General features: G+C 68.3%; 11 protein-coding genes, 1 tRNA gene and 2 pseudogenes. 8 read left to right on the forward strand and 6 right to left on the reverse strand.

Annotation, left to right across the window (positions count from 1 at the left end; genetic code table 11):
- Positions 1–97 precede the first annotated feature (97 nt).
- Both ACY0PA_RS23530 and ACY0PA_RS23535 read left to right on the forward strand, forming a co-directional pair.
- Positions 98–1,807: an ATP-binding protein gene (locus tag ACY0PA_RS23530; protein ID WP_473079683.1), complete on the forward strand. Its 1,710-nt coding sequence runs from the start codon at positions 98–100 to the stop codon at positions 1,805–1,807.
- Entirely contained in the window at positions 1,795–2,037 is a 243-nt protein-coding gene (locus tag ACY0PA_RS23535; RefSeq protein ID WP_473079684.1) for a hypothetical protein, read from the forward strand. Before ACY0PA_RS23530 ends, ACY0PA_RS23535 begins: the two co-directional genes overlap by 13 nt.
- On the opposite strand, the gene ACY0PA_RS23540 is transcribed toward ACY0PA_RS23535, so the two are convergent.
- Positions 2,034–3,278, reverse strand: coding sequence for a hypothetical protein (locus ACY0PA_RS23540; RefSeq protein ID WP_473079685.1), 1,245 nt, complete (start codon positions 3,276–3,278; stop codon positions 2,034–2,036). The two genes, ACY0PA_RS23535 and ACY0PA_RS23540, sit on opposite strands and share 4 nt — an antisense overlap.
- A gap of 402 nt (positions 3,279–3,680) precedes the next feature.
- Between ACY0PA_RS23540 and ACY0PA_RS23545 the strand changes: the two are divergent.
- A pseudogene (locus ACY0PA_RS23545) lies at positions 3,681–4,852 on the forward strand (IS30 family transposase).
- 104 nt (positions 4,853–4,956) lie between these two features.
- A pseudogene (locus tag ACY0PA_RS23550) lies at positions 4,957–5,145 on the forward strand (helix-turn-helix domain-containing protein); the annotation flags it as partial.
- A 125-nt stretch (positions 5,146–5,270) separates the two neighbouring features.
- Here ACY0PA_RS23550 and ACY0PA_RS23555 read toward each other — a convergent pair.
- Positions 5,271–5,344, reverse strand: a tRNA-Pro gene (locus ACY0PA_RS23555).
- A 91-nt stretch (positions 5,345–5,435) separates the two neighbouring features.
- Positions 5,436–6,374 (reverse strand): metallophosphoesterase, encoded by a 939-nt coding sequence (locus tag ACY0PA_RS23560; RefSeq protein WP_473079686.1) that lies wholly within the window; start codon positions 6,372–6,374, stop codon positions 5,436–5,438.
- 76 nt (positions 6,375–6,450) lie between these two features.
- On the opposite strand from ACY0PA_RS23560, the gene ACY0PA_RS23565 reads away from it, so the two are divergent.
- A complete protein-coding gene (locus ACY0PA_RS23565) occupies positions 6,451–6,915 on the forward strand; it encodes a GatB/YqeY domain-containing protein (protein WP_356276410.1) in 465 nt (154 codons plus the stop codon).
- Between the two features lie 185 nt (positions 6,916–7,100).
- Here ACY0PA_RS23565 and ACY0PA_RS23570 read toward each other — a convergent pair whose 3' ends face one another.
- The gene (locus ACY0PA_RS23570; RefSeq protein WP_473079687.1) at positions 7,101–9,326 is read right to left on the reverse strand and encodes a transglycosylase domain-containing protein; all 2,226 of its coding nucleotides are present in this window, start codon (positions 9,324–9,326) and stop codon (positions 7,101–7,103) included.
- A gap of 428 nt (positions 9,327–9,754) precedes the next feature.
- On the opposite strand from ACY0PA_RS23570, the gene ACY0PA_RS23575 reads away from it, so the two are divergent.
- Positions 9,755–10,099 (forward strand): WhiB family transcriptional regulator, encoded by a 345-nt coding sequence (locus tag ACY0PA_RS23575; RefSeq protein WP_199841926.1) that lies wholly within the window; start codon positions 9,755–9,757, stop codon positions 10,097–10,099.
- Positions 10,100–10,178: 79 nt separating this feature from the next.
- Here the strand turns inward: ACY0PA_RS23575 and bagB are convergent, their stop codons facing one another.
- Together bagB and bagA are read right to left on the reverse strand one after the other, a co-directional pair.
- On the reverse strand, positions 10,179–11,597 hold the full coding sequence (gene bagB, locus ACY0PA_RS23580; protein WP_473079688.1) for an ATPase BagB: 1,419 nt from the start codon (positions 11,595–11,597) through the stop codon (positions 10,179–10,181).
- A 6-nt stretch (positions 11,598–11,603) separates the two neighbouring features.
- Complete coding sequence (gene bagA, locus ACY0PA_RS23585; protein WP_473079689.1) at positions 11,604–12,581, reverse strand: ATPase BagA; 978 nt, start codon at positions 12,579–12,581, stop codon at positions 11,604–11,606.
- Positions 12,582–12,662: 81 nt separating this feature from the next.
- Between bagA and ACY0PA_RS23590 the strand changes: the two genes are divergently transcribed.
- The gene (locus ACY0PA_RS23590) at positions 12,663–12,821 is read left to right on the forward strand and encodes a DUF4177 domain-containing protein (RefSeq protein ID WP_020129281.1); all 159 of its coding nucleotides are present in this window, start codon (positions 12,663–12,665) and stop codon (positions 12,819–12,821) included.
- Complete coding sequence (locus ACY0PA_RS23595) at positions 12,818–13,288, forward strand: RidA family protein (RefSeq protein ID WP_473079690.1); 471 nt, start codon at positions 12,818–12,820, stop codon at positions 13,286–13,288. Before ACY0PA_RS23590 ends, ACY0PA_RS23595 begins: the two co-directional genes overlap by 4 nt.
- Positions 13,289–13,606 lie beyond the last annotated feature (318 nt).

Here is a 13,606-nt window from a genome sequence, read left to right on the forward strand (position 1 = left end):
ACTGCTGCTGTCGACAGGGGCGTTGGCAAGAAGGACCCTGGGACGGGAGACGCCACTGCCGACCTGCCCGGAAGGATGGCAGACACTGGCGGGCCACATGCACGCGCGGCTGGGCCGCGACCCCCAGCAGGCCGATGAGTGGGCGCTACTCGTGCGCAGCCTCCCGGAGCAGGCCGCGGCCCTGACACCGGCAGCCGGGCTGCCTCCTGCGTCGAGGGCCTTCACCAATCGCCAGAAGGTCCTGAAGCAGTTGAAGCGGGAGGCGACCCGGCCCGCCGCGGGGCGGCCACGTGTCGCGCTGCTCCATGGGCCGCCCGGGGTCGGCACCTCCGCGGTGGCTCTGCACGCAGGCGCCGCCCTCTACGGCCAGTTCCCCGACGGGCAGTTCTACGTCGACTTGCGTGACGCCTCAGGGGGACATGGTCCGGAGCCGGCAACGGTTCTGCTCCGCCTGCTTCAGCAGATGGGAGTCGTGCCGGAGCGTATGCCGCCCACCGCCGCGAGCCGCGAACTGCTCTACCGTCAGCTCACCGCGGGCCGCAGAGCTTTGATAGTGGTCGACCACGCGTCGTCTCTCGCGCAGGTCCGTGGCCTGGTACCGGCCACGCCCGACGTCTTCCTGCTGGTGGTCGTGTCCGGCCGCCCCTTCGCTCTGGAGGCCGAACGCGTCACCGTTCCTCCCCTGAGCGACCGGTACGCGGTGCAGATGGTGAGGAAATTGGCCGGGGCCGAGAAGGTCGCGCGGGCCAAGGCCCGGATGCCGCAGCTCCTGGATCACTGTGCGGGCAACGCTTTCGCTCTGAAGGCTGAGGCGATGCGTCTACTGGCTGAGGAGACCGAAGCGGAGCGGAGAGCCGAAGGGCCAGGGCATCATCCGGTGCGTGACACTGCGCGGAACGCCTGCGCGAGTCTCCGGCCGGAAGCGGCGCGCCTCGTCCGGCTGACGGCACTGGGCGGCTGGCCCTCCATCGACGCCCAACTCGCCGCCGCAGCCGCCGGTGTCGTGCCCGAAGAGGCGGCTCGGATGCTCAACGAGGCGGCGGACGTCCAGCTGCTGGACCTCGTGGCTGACGACCACTACCGCTTCCGTCCTGAGGTACGGCGATACCTGGCTGACACCGCGGGCCCGGAGCACGGCAGCGCTGCATGTTCCGCCGCCGTGGAGCGCGTGCTCGACGCCCTGCTGGACCGTGCCCTGCGTGCGGCCCATGCCGCTCTGCCGCAAAGCTGGCGCACGGAGCCCGCACCGGAGGGCGGAGACGCGTACCGCGATGAGGCACAGGGCATGGCGGTGCTGGCGGCAGAGGCCGGCAATCTGGCCCGGGCGGTGACCGTGGCCGTTGAGCACCAGCACGTGACGACCGCGTTGCGGATGGCCCGCGCTCTGTGGCCGCTGCAGCTGAAGGCCGGACATTGGGACGAGGTACTGCCTGCGCTGCGTGTCGCGGCCAGGTGTGCTGACGAGCACCAGCCGCACTCGCGTACGGCGGCGGGGATCCACTTTCAACTCAGCCACTGTCTGGGCCAACTCGAACGGTGGGAGGAGGCCGAGCGGGCGGCGCGTGCCGCTCCGCCGAGAGCGAGCGCGCAGAGGGGCACACACGGGGCGAGGCATCGTCCGTCGAGCTGCTGGGCCTCTTGTATCTCTACCAATGGCGGTACGACGCTGCCTACGAGCAGTTCGTCGAGGCTGAGCACATCTACCGGCGGATCACTCCCGGCCAGGAGGGAGCGCCGGACGTGGCGCGCGCCCTCGCACTGGCCGAGCGCCATCAGGGGCGTGCTCTACGCGGCATGGGGCGTCTGACGGAATCGCAGCGCCTGCTTGAGTCCGCAACGGACTTCTTCAAGGAGCAGCGGGAGAGCTACAACCAGGCACGTGCTCTCACGGACCTGGCCGAGACCCTCCACGACGCGGGTGAGAACGCCCAGGCGCTGACGAAGATCACCGAGGCGGAGGGGCTGCTCCCTCCCGCGGCCGTCCCGCACCTGCGGTATCTCTCCGGGCTGCGACTGCGCTGCGAGGGCGGCCGCTAGCAGCGTTCCACGACCACCGGGTGCACGCCTCCAGCGACGTGCACCCGAAGCGTGATGCCTCCGGAAGGCACGCTGCCACCGCCCGCCAGCCACGCGTACAGCGAGGAGGCGTACGCCGCTGGATCGGCGTCTGCCCCTGGTCCCGCAGACAGCTGGAGAAGGCCGTGTTCCCGGCTGCGAACGGTACAGCCGTCAGGGCCGGTCATATACGCGGCGATCGCGCAGTGCGCATGCCGCTTCAGAACCTCGGCCGTCCACACCCCCGGGCCACCGAGGCGCGGGTCGTCCGCCGGCCCATCGCGCATGATCACGTCCGCCAGTTCCAGGCTGCCTGGATCCCGGGTGTCCTCGTGCACCGCGAGGTGCACGTCGCCGTCTGTGTCATAGGGGTGCTCGGTGGAACGCTCGATCACGACGTCGGTGTCGGTGAGACGCGTGAGTACGCGCAGCGGAGCTGTCCGCCGCGGCGGATCGTACGGAGGCAGAGGCAGCGGATCCAGCAGGGCGGGGGTGGTTGGTTCGGGAAGGTCCATCAACGTATAGAAATGCCGCCGCAGGAGTGCTGCTGAGGAGCCCGGCGCCGAGGTGACGAACTCGGCGGGATCGTTGGCCGGGCGGTGGCCGGCCAGCAGCTGTTCCACCTGCGGGCGCAACGGCCCGTGCGGATCCAGACGTGGTGCGTCCCGGACGAACGCGGCGAGCGGCGTCTCAGGGTCCAGCCGGTCCTCGCCGGTGGCGGCCAACAGCACGGGGATGCCCAAGGCGGATGCGTAGTAGGAAACCGCACCGAAGTCTCCGATGACGGCATCCGCCGCCAACAGAGCCTGCCGCCAGGCGTGAGCGGGGTCGATCAGGGTCAGTCCGCTGCGGAGAGCCTGGTCCAGCCAGGCACGGACCTGACCGGGACCGTGGCCGTACCAGATGTTCGGGTGCAGTACGACAGCCAGACGGTAGTCGTCAGCCGGCAACTCCGCCGTGAGCCGGGAGAGGAGACTCGGGAAGATGTCATGGCCGCCCCTGTTGCCGAAGAAACCCTCCGGGTTCCAAGTGGAGTTCAGTACGATGAGCCGTTGGCCTCGTCGCACACCCAAGGCCCGGCGGAAGCGGTCGTGGTACGGGCGCGCGGCGAGCATACGGTCGAAGCAGGGGTCGCCCGCAAGCACAGCGACGTCCACGGCCTCCGGGCAGGCGCGACGCAGCCGCTCCAGTTGTTCCGGATGCGACAGCACGAGGCCGTCCATGAACGCTTTGCCATCCTCCAGGAGCCAATCCGCTGACAGGCCGAACGTCGGCTCCCGGCCTGGCTAGCTTCTTAGTATATCCAACCCCATGTGAAATAATAGCCAATTTGCCTTGAATGGCGGAGATTTGTCCCCCGAAGCTTGCGGAAATCGCAAGATCCACCGGTGTTGAAAGAGCTTGATCCCAAGGCAGCACGGGGAGGCACAAGTCGGAGGAGAACTTGTCGACTCCGCCCTGAAAGGCAGAAGACCCCGTAGACGTGACGAGCAACTGCACGCGGAAGTCGTCATGAAACAGCGACAACACGTCCAGGAGTGTCGGCGACGGGTGAATCGTGACCCTCTGGCGCGCTTGGGTTCTAACGCTTGTCGCAACATTCCTTGATCATTAGGGGTGTGTTGATGGCGAGGCGGGGACGGAAGCGCAGGCTGGAACTCGAGGCCGAGTACTGGCGGCTGCTCGCGGCCGGGATGGGCTCGGTCGAGGCATGCAGACAGCTCGGGATCGGACGCAAGACCGGATACCGGTGGCGCTCAGAGAACGGCGGCCTGCCACCGGACTACCTGCCGGAGTCTTCCCGGTCGGGCAGGTACCTGTCCCTGCTCGAGCGGCGGCGTATTGCCTCGTTGCGCGAAGGCGGCCTGACGATACGGGAGATATCTCGCCGCCTCGGTCGCGCCCCGTCGACGGTCAGTCGGGAGCTTCGTCGTAACAGCCGACCGCATGACTATGGCCGGTACGACGCGGACCTGGCGCATCATCGCTGCCGGAGCGGGCTGTGCGTCCACGCCGAGCGAAGCTGGCCACGGACCTTGACCTGCGGGCGGAGGTGCAGGCCAAGCTCGATCTGGAGTGGAGCCCTGAGCAGATCGCTGCCCACCTGCGCAGACGTTGGCCGGATCGGCCCGAGCGACATCTGTGCCACGAGAGCATCTACCGCGCCCTCTATCAGGGCGCCAAGGGCGGTTTGAGTAGGACGCTGACCAGGAAACTCCGCACCGGCCGCCCACTGCGCAGACAACGCCGCCGTCCCAGCCAGCGCATGCCCCGCTTCGTCGCACCCGCCACCTTGATCGACCAGCGGCCGACGGCGGTCGAACTCCGCCAGCGCCTGGGTGACTGGGAAGGAGACCTGGTCGTGGGTGTCCGGAGCCAGTCCGCCGTCGCCACCCTCGTCGACCGCCGCACCCGCTACCTGCGCCTGGTCGCACTTCCCGAAGGACACTCAGCCGGCCACCTACGCGACGCGCTCATCACCGCGCTCACCGAGCTGCCCGAACTTGCTCGCCGGACTCTGACCTGGGACCAAGGTTCGGAGATGGCTCAACACCACGAGATCGCCGCGTACTTCACCGACGGCGTGTTCTTCGCGCACCCCGCCAGCCCCTGGCAGCGCGGCACCAACGAGAACACAAATGGTCTTCTTCGCCAGTACCTGCCCAAGCGCACGAACCTCGCGCTGCACTCCGCCGAGGACCTCCGAGCCATCGAGGAACGACTCAACAACCGACCCCGAAAGACCCTGGGTTGGAAGACCCCCGCCCAAGCATTCGCCGCCGCTCTGGCACCATGAGCCTGCAACGTTGCGACGATGATGCGAATTCACCGCGGATCAAAACTGACCCACTTCGTGGTCTTCTGACCAACCTGATCTTGATCGAAGGTCAGGAGAAGAGGGTGATTTCCGTGGAGGACTGGGCAGAGATTCGCAGGCTGCACCGGGCCGAGCAGATGCCGATCCGGGCGATCGCCCGGCAGCTGGGCATCTCGAAGAACACCGTGAAGCGGGCGTTGGCCACCAACCGGCCGCCGGTCTACTCCCGGCCGTCGAAGGGCTCGGCGGTCGACGCGGTCGAACCGCAGATCCACTGGGTAGGTCGGGAGTGGCATTTCCATGATCCACTCCCCGCTCACTCCCCGATGGGATGCAGAACGCAAATCAGGCCCGGCTTCCTGAGAAGGAAACCGAGCCTGACCTGGTATTTCGGCTGTCGGGGTGGCGGGATTTGAACCCACGACCTCTTCGTCCCGAACGAAGCGCGCTGCCAAGCTGCGCTACACCCCGATGTCGTTGCTCCACCGTCCCGCTGTTCTGCAGGTCGTGGCGACATCGATTACTTTAGCGGACCGGCGGCCGTAGACGAAATCCGGTTTTCTCAGGGTGCAGGGGTCAGGGTCAGGAGGGTCGCCTCCGGGGGGCAGGCGAAGCGGACCGGGGTGTACCGGTTGGCGCCGCAGCCCGCTGAGACGTGCAGGTAGGAGCGGTGGCCTTCGGACTCGTGGGTCGAAAGGCCCTTCACGCGGTCCGTGTCCAGGTCGCAGTTGGTGACCAGCGCCCCGTAGAAGGGGATGCAAACCTGGCCGCCGTGGGTGTGGCCCGCCAGTACCAGCGGGTAGCCGTCCGCCGTGAACGCGTCCAGGGCCCGCAGGTACGGAGCGTGCACGATGCCCATCGAGAAGTCGGCGCCCGCGTCCGGGCCGCCCGCCACGTGCGCGTACCGGTCGCGCTTGATGTGCGGGTCGTCCAGGCCCGTGAAGCCGATCTCCATGCCCTCGATCTTGAGGGCGCCCCGCGTGTTCGTCAGGTTCAGCCAGCCCGCCGAGTCGAACCCGTCGCGCAGGTCCTCCCACGGGTTGTGGACGACGCCGACCGCGGGGGCGTTGCCGTTGAGGCCGTGGGCGCCGCGGGCCTTCTCGAAGAGGTAGCGGACCGGGTTACGGAGCTTGGGGCCGTAGTAGTCGTTCGAGCCGAAGACGTACGCGCCGGGGAAGTCCATCAGCGGGCCCAGCGCGTCCAGGACCTCCGGCACGCCCTCCGGGTCGGACAGGTTGTCGCCCGTGTTGATCACGAAGTCGGGGCGCAGGCCGGCCAGGGAGCGCAGCCAGCGCTGCTTCTTGCGCTGGCCGCCGACCATGTGGATGTCGGACACCTGGAGGACGCGCAGCGGGCGCATCCCCGCGGGAAGCACCGGGACCGTGACCCGTCGGAGACGGAACGAACGGGCTTCGAACCCCGCCGAGTAGATCAGTCCGGCGGCGCCCGCCGCCGTGATGCCTGCTGTCACTTTCAGGGGAATCCCGTATCGCGCGCGCATACGCCCATCGTGTCAGACCCGGCAGGTCCCGGAAATCAAGGGGCATAGGGCATTGCGTACCTGCGACAATCGCTGCATGACCACGCTCAAGTCGAAGCTGCAGGAAGACCTCACCGCCGCGATCAGGGGGCGTGACGAGCTGCGCTCCTCGACGCTCCGGCTCACCCTCTCCGCCATCACGAAGGAGGAGGTCGCGGGCAAGACGGCGCGCGAGCTGTCCGACGACGAGGTGCAGAAGGTGATCACCCGCGAGGCGAAGAAGCGCCGCGAGGCCGCCGAGGCGTTCGCGCAGGGCGGCCGCGCCGAGCAGGCCGAGCGGGAGAAGGCGGAGGGTGAGGTGCTCGCCGAGTACCTGCCGAAGCAGCTCTCCGACGACGAGCTGCACGAGATCGTCGCCCAGGCGGTCGGGGAGGCGAAGGCGGCCGGCGCCGAGGGGCCGCGCGCCATGGGCCAGGTCATGAAGATCGTGAACCCGAAGGTCGCGGGCCTGGCGGAGGGCGGCCGCGTCGCCGCCGTCGTGAAGCAGCTGCTCGCCGGCTGAGGTGTCCGCCGGGGTGCTCGCTCGCTGAGAGTGCCCTTCGGGGTGGGGGAAGACGTTCCGGTCTCCTTCCGGTCTTCCGCCTCCTCACCCCTCACACCTACGCCGATGGGGCGCCCCCCATAGAGGGGGCGCCCCATCGGCGTACCGTCACCGTCCGAGCGGGACTCGCCCGAGTGGCATCCGCTTCAGCGGTGTCCGCCGCCGTGCCCGTTGCCGCCGCCGAGGATGTCCGGCGGGAGGGAGATGTCCGGCCACGGGCTGTCGCCGTTTCCGCCGCCGTTCTGGCCCGGCTTTCCGTCGTTCTCGTCCGGGTCCTCGTCATGGTCCCTGTCCCGGTCCCTGTCCTTCTCGGGGTCGGGGATGTTGATCAGGTTGAAGCCGGGGGACGGCTTGTCGGAGAGTGCGCCGACCATGGCGTCCCTCCAGATCGGTCCGGGGACCTGGCCGCCGAAGACCTTCGGCTGGTAGACGCCGCCGATGGTGATGTTCTGCATCTCGACGTTCTGCAGGGCGCTGCCGACCCAGACCGCGCCGGACAGGTTCGGCGTGTACCCCACGAACCAGGCGTTCTTACGGCTGTCGGTCGTACCGGTCTTGCCCGCGTTGGCCCGGTCGGTCAGACCGGCCTCCTTGCCCGTACCGGAGTCGATCACGCCGCTCAGCAGGGTGTTGATGCTGTCGGCGGTCTTCGTGGTCATCGCGCGCGAGCACGACGACTTCGGCACCGGCAGCGACTTGTCGCCGGGGGCCGTGATCGACTCGATGGCGACCGGCGTGCAGTACGTGCCGCGGTTGGCGAAGGCGGCGTACGCGCTCGCCATGGTCAGCGGCGAGATGCCCTTGGAGCCGAGGGCGATGGCCGGGACCTCGGGGAGCTTGTCGCCGTTGCCCTGGACGACGCCCAGCTTGTCGGCCATGTCCATCACCGGGCACATCCCGATGTCGCCGATCATCTGCACGAAGTAGGTGTTGATGGACTTGGCCATCGCCTCCTCCAGTGCGTACGGACCGCGCTCGGACTCGTTCTCGTTCTCCACGGTGGCGCCGCCGCTGTTCACCCACGGCTTGCCGCTGCACGTCTGGACCGAGCTCGGATACGGCATCCGGTACGGCGCCGGGTACGACTTCGTCACCGGGGTGCCCTGCTCCAGGGCGGCCGCGGCGAGGAACGGCTTGAACGTCGAACCCGTCGGGAAGCCGTAGTTCGACCCGCTCATCTTGCGGTCGACCGAGTAGTTGATCTGCGTCTCGTTCTTGCCGAAGCCGTACGGCTTCGACTGGCCCATGCCGAGGATCTTGCCGGTGCCGGGCTCGACGAACGCGGCCGCCGTCGCGACCTTGTCCGTCTGGTAGACGTGCTGCTTGATCGAGGCCTGCACCGATTCCTGCGTCTGCGGGTCGAGGGTGGTCTGCACCCTCAGGCCGCCCCGGTTCCAGAGCTTCGCCCGTGCTTCCTTCGTCTTGCCGAAGACCGGGTCGGTGAGGAACACCTCGCGTACGTAGTCGCAGAAGAAGCCCGCGCCCTTGACCGCCGTGATACAGCCGTTCTGCGGCTTGCTGATCTTCAGGCCGAGCGGCTTCTCCTTGGCGCGGTCCGCCTCGGCCTGGGAGATGTCGTGCGTCTCGGCCATCCGCTGGAGCACGACGTTCCGTCGCTTGGTGGCCTCCGCCTCGTCGTTGACGGGGTCGTAGCGGCTCGGGGACTGGACGATGCCGGCCAGCATCGCGGACTCCTCGATCGTCAGGTCCTTCGCCGACTTGGAGAAGTACCGCTGCGAGGCGGCCTCGACGCCGTATGCCTGCTCACCGAAGTACGTGATGTTCAGGTAGTTGGAGAGGATGCGCTTCTTGCCGAGCTTGTCCTCGAGCTGGATCGCGTACTTCAGCTCGCGGATCTTGCGGCCGATCGTCTGCTGGGTGGCCTGGGCGAGCTTGGTCGGGTCGTCGCCGGCCTCCTCCATGAAGACGTTCTTCACGTACTGCTGGGTGAGCGTGGACGCGCCCTGCGTGACGCCGCCGCTCTGCGCGTTCTCGTTGATCGCGCGCAGGATGCCCTTCAAGTCGACGGCGCCGTGTTCGTAGAAGCGCGAGTCCTCGATCGCGACGAGCGCCTTCTGCATGTACGGCGAGATGTCCTTGAGGGGCACCACCGTGCGGTCGCGGGAGTAGACGGTCGCGATCGCGCCGCCCTTGTTGTCCAGTATCGTGGTGCGCTGACTGAGTGGCGGCTGCTTGAGGTTGGCCGGGATCTCGTCGAATCCCTCGACCGAGCCCTTCGCCGCGAGGCCGAGCGCGCCCGCCGCGGGCAGCGCGATTCCGGCGAGGACGGCTCCCGCGAGGACACTGACACCAAGGAACTTGGCGGCCTGCTGAGTCGGTGACAGTCCACCGCCCGAGCGCTTCTTTCCCATGAGGGCAGCCTACGTTCTGATTCTCCGGACAGGCGTATATGCCTTGGCCTAAGCTGCACTCAACTGTCACAGCAGTATGGTCACGTATCAAGACGTCCGGCGAACCCGAATCGTTCCGGTAGTCATCTCACCACTCCTGCGCGATCGTTCCGTGGTTGGTGAGGGCGTGTCCGAAACCGCCTTGAGTGTCACCCGGTGTCCGCTGTGACTCAACTGAAACGCCCTGGTTTGCCGGGTTGGTTGCGAATGCCCTCGGCTCACTCCGTCGGGTGATCTGCCGCTTACGCATAGTCCGTTCGGGCCATTCAAGATTGGGCCCGAAGGGGGTGTTGCGCTGTGCCCACCTTCCGTAACGTCCTCAACTGGCGGCGGTGAATATGCCGCTGCCGCCGTGGGGGAGCCTCGATTCGGGAGAGGACGGCGCCGGTATGGGCTGGGTAACCGACTGGAGTGCGCAGGCGGCCTGCCGCACTACCGATCCAGATGAACTGTTCGTTCAAGGAGCAGCGCAGAACCGGGCGAAGGCGGTGTGCACCGGATGCCCGGTGCGGACCGAGTGCCTGGCCGACGCGCTGGACAACCGCGTCGAGTTCGGCGTGTGGGGTGGCATGACCGAGAGGGAACGCCGTGCGCTGCTGCGCAGGCGCCCCACCGTCACCTCGTGGCGCCGGCTGCTCGAGACGGCTCGTACGGAGTACGAGCGCGGTGCGGGCCTGCTGCCCGTGGACATCGATGACGACGCGACGTACGAGAGGTACGCCGCCGTGGGGTGAGGGAGCCGAGCTCCTTACCAGGGCGTCCGAGGGGTGCGAGCCGTGTGGTGGCCCGCGCCTCGGGAGGCGTCCGTACGGCTCACGCAGCTCCGGCCGGGTCCGTACCGGCCGCGAGCCGGTCCCCGATGCTCCTCAGGCCTGCCAGGTCGTGCACATCGCCGGGCAGGGCGCCGACCTCGGTGACCGCCACCTCCGGGTGGAGCGCCGCGAAGCGGTCGCGTGTGCGCTGCTCGCGTGCCAGCAACTGCATGCGTTCCGCGTGCAATCGCAGCAGGCCTGCCGTGAGTTGGTCTGTCGCTGCGTGGTGTGTGGCTGCGCGGTCTGTCGTGGTGCGGTCTGCCGTGGCGCGGTCTGTGGTCGTGGTGGCAGGCGTGCCTGTGACAGGTGAGTTGGGCGTGTTTGCGTGCACGGGTGTGCTATGTGGGGTTTTGTCCGGCATCTGGGCGTGCTCGTCGGCCGTGTCCCTTGCTGGGGCGGGGGAGCCTGCTTCGGGAGCGCTACGCAGCTCTACATTCCCGTCCCCCTGATCCACAATGCCGCGCTCGTCAAGATTTTCTGCGGCTGCGAGCGCCCGCTCGGCCGACAGCTGCGCGGCACCGCTGCCGTGCACCCGGTTCAGTACGAGCCCGGCCAGCGGCATGTCCTCCGCGGCGAGGCGCTCCACGAAGTACGCCGCCTCGCGCAGCGCGTCCCGCTCCGGCGCCGCCACCACCAGGAACGCCGTACCAGGGGCCTGGAGCAGCTTGTACGTGGCGTCGGCGCGCGTGCGGAACCCGCCGAACATCGTGTCCATCGCCGCCACGAACGTCTGTACGTCGCGCAGGAGCTGACCGCCCAGCAGTTTCCCGAGTGCGCCCGTCATCATCGACATCCCGACGTTCAGGAACTTCATGCCGGCCCGGCCGCCGACCTTCGCCGGGGCCATCAGGACCCGGATCAGCTTGCCGTCCAGGAACGAGCCGAGACGTTTCGGCGCGTCCAGGAAGTCGAGCGCGGAGCGGGAGGGCGGAGTGTCGACGACGATCAGGTCCCACTCGCCCTGGGCCCGCAGCTGACCCAGCTTCTCCATCGCCATGTACTCCTGCGTGCCCGCGAAGCCCGCCGAGAGCGACTGGTAGAACGGGTTGCCCAGAATCGCCTCGGCCCGCTGACCGTCCGCGTGCGCCTCGACGATCTCGTCGAACGTCCGCTTCATGTCGAGCATCATCGCGTGCAGTTCGCCGCCCGCCGTATCGTCGATCCCCTTCACCCGGCGCGGTGTGTTGTCCAGGCTGTCGATGCCCATGGACTGGGCCAGCCTGCGTGCCGGGTCGATCGTCAGCACGACGACCTTGCGGCCGCGCTCGGCCGCGCGCAGGCCGAGTGCCGCCGCCGTCGTCGTCTTGCCGACGCCGCCGGAGCCGCAGCACACCACGATGCGCGTCCTGGGGTCGTCGATGAGTGGGTCCACGTCGAGTACGTGGGTGTCCGTCGGGTTCAGGCTCAGGGACGACGTCATGTGTCTCTAGATCCCTTGCTTCCGCAGTTCCGTGGCCAGCCGGTACAGGCCCGCCAGGTCCATCCCCTCGGTCAGCAGCGGCAGTTCGTGCAGCGGCAGGCCTGAATCGGCCAGCACCGCCCGCTGGCTGCGCTCCAGCTCGTGCCGTTCCGCGTACTGGGCCGCCTGGTCGAGGAGCGGGGTCACCAGACGTTCGGCGTTGCCGCCTCTGCGGGCGCCGCCCAGGCCCGCCGCGGACAGGGACTTGGCGATGGCCGTCCTGGGCACGCCGCCCTGCGCCAGCGTCAGTTCGGCGTCGTCCAGGACCGCCGGGCGCACCATGTTCACGATGAGCCTGCCCACGGGGAGGTTCGCCGCCTGCAGCTCCGCGATGCCGTCCGACGTCTCCTGGACCGGCATCTCCTCCAGCAGCGTCACCAAGTGCACCGCTGTCTCCGGCGACTTGAGGACCCGCATGACCGCCTGCGCCTGGTTGTGTATCGGGCCGATCTTGGCCAGGCCCGCGACCTCGTCGTTCACGTTCAGGAAGCGCGTGATGCGGCCCGTCGGCGGGGCGTCCATCACCACGTAGTCGTAGGCGTATTTGTTCTGTTTCGTCTTTCGGCGTACCGCCTCGCAGGCCTTGCCGGTCAGGAGTACGTCCCTCAGGCCCGGCGCCACCGTTGTCGCGAAGTCGATCGCGCCCAGCTTTTTGAGCGCCCTGCCCGCGCCGCCCAGTTTGTAGAACATCTGGAGGTAGTCCAGCAGCGCCAGCTCCGGGTCGATGGCGAGTGCGAACACCTCGCCGCCCCCCGGGGCTACCGCGATCTTCCGTTCCTCGTACGGCAGTGCTTCCGTCTCGAAGAGCTGTGCGATGCCCTGGCGTCCTTCCACCTCCACCAGGAGAGTGCGCTTGCCCTCGGTCGCGAGGGCGAGCGCCAGTGCGGCGGCGACCGTGGTCTTTCCGGTACCGCCCTTGCCGCTGACGACCTGGAGCCTGCTCACGCCTTCGAGCCTAACCAGTCCGCGCGCGGGCTACGCAGGAGGCTGTCGGTCATCGTCGGTCCAGCGGCTACAGTCGGCCGTATGACCAAGTGGGAATACGCGACCGTGCCTCTTCTCGTGCACGCGACCAAGCAGATTCTGGACACCTGGGGCGAGGACGGCTGGGAGCTCGTCCAGGTCGTGCCCGGGCCGAACAACCCCGAGCAGCTCGTGGCCTATCTGAAGCGGGCGAAGGCATGAGCGGGGTCGTCGACGCGCGCCTCGCCGAGCTCGGCCTGACCCTGCCCGAGGTCGTGCCGCCGCTCGCCTCTTACCAGCCGGCCGTGCAGTCCGGCGTGTACGTGTACACGGCCGGTCAGCTGCCGATGGTGGACGGGAAGCTTCCGCTCACCGGGAAGGTGGGGGCCGAGGTCACCGCCGAGCAGGCCAAGGAGCTGGCCCGTACGTGTGCGCTGAACGCGCTCGCCGCGGTGAAGTCCGTTGCCGACGATCTCGATCGGGTCGCCCGTGTGGTGAAGGTCGTCGGATTTGTCGCCTCCGCGCCCGACTTCACCGGGCAGCCGGGTGTGGTGAACGGGGCCAGTGAGCTCTTCGCCGAGGTTCTCGGCGAGAAGGGTGTGCACGCCCGGTCCGCCGTGGGTGTGGCCGTTCTGCCGCTGGACGCGCCTGTTGAGGTCGAGGTTCAGGTCGAGCTCGTTTCGGGTTGAGTGGTTCGGTTCGGCTGAGAGTTCGGTTCGGCCGAGGCTTCTGCTTCGGCCGAGCCTTCTGGTTCGGCTGAAGGTTCGGGTCGGCTCGGGACCGGTGCGCTCCGTCTCCTGAGGGCGGGGCGGCGCCGGGATGTACGTGCTCGCTGTTCCAGGGGGCTTCGTCGCCGGGCCCATGCCACCCGCGTGTGGTGCTGGTGGCTCCGCGCGCACATCCCGGCTCCCCTCGCGCCTCGTACGCGGGCTGCCAGCCGGTGGGTGATGCGTCGGCCCGGTTCTCTCTCGCGGCTGCGGGGCGGTGGGTGATTCGTCCGTCCGGCT

This window comes from Streptomyces sp. DS1-CR2 (assembly GCF_055760475.1).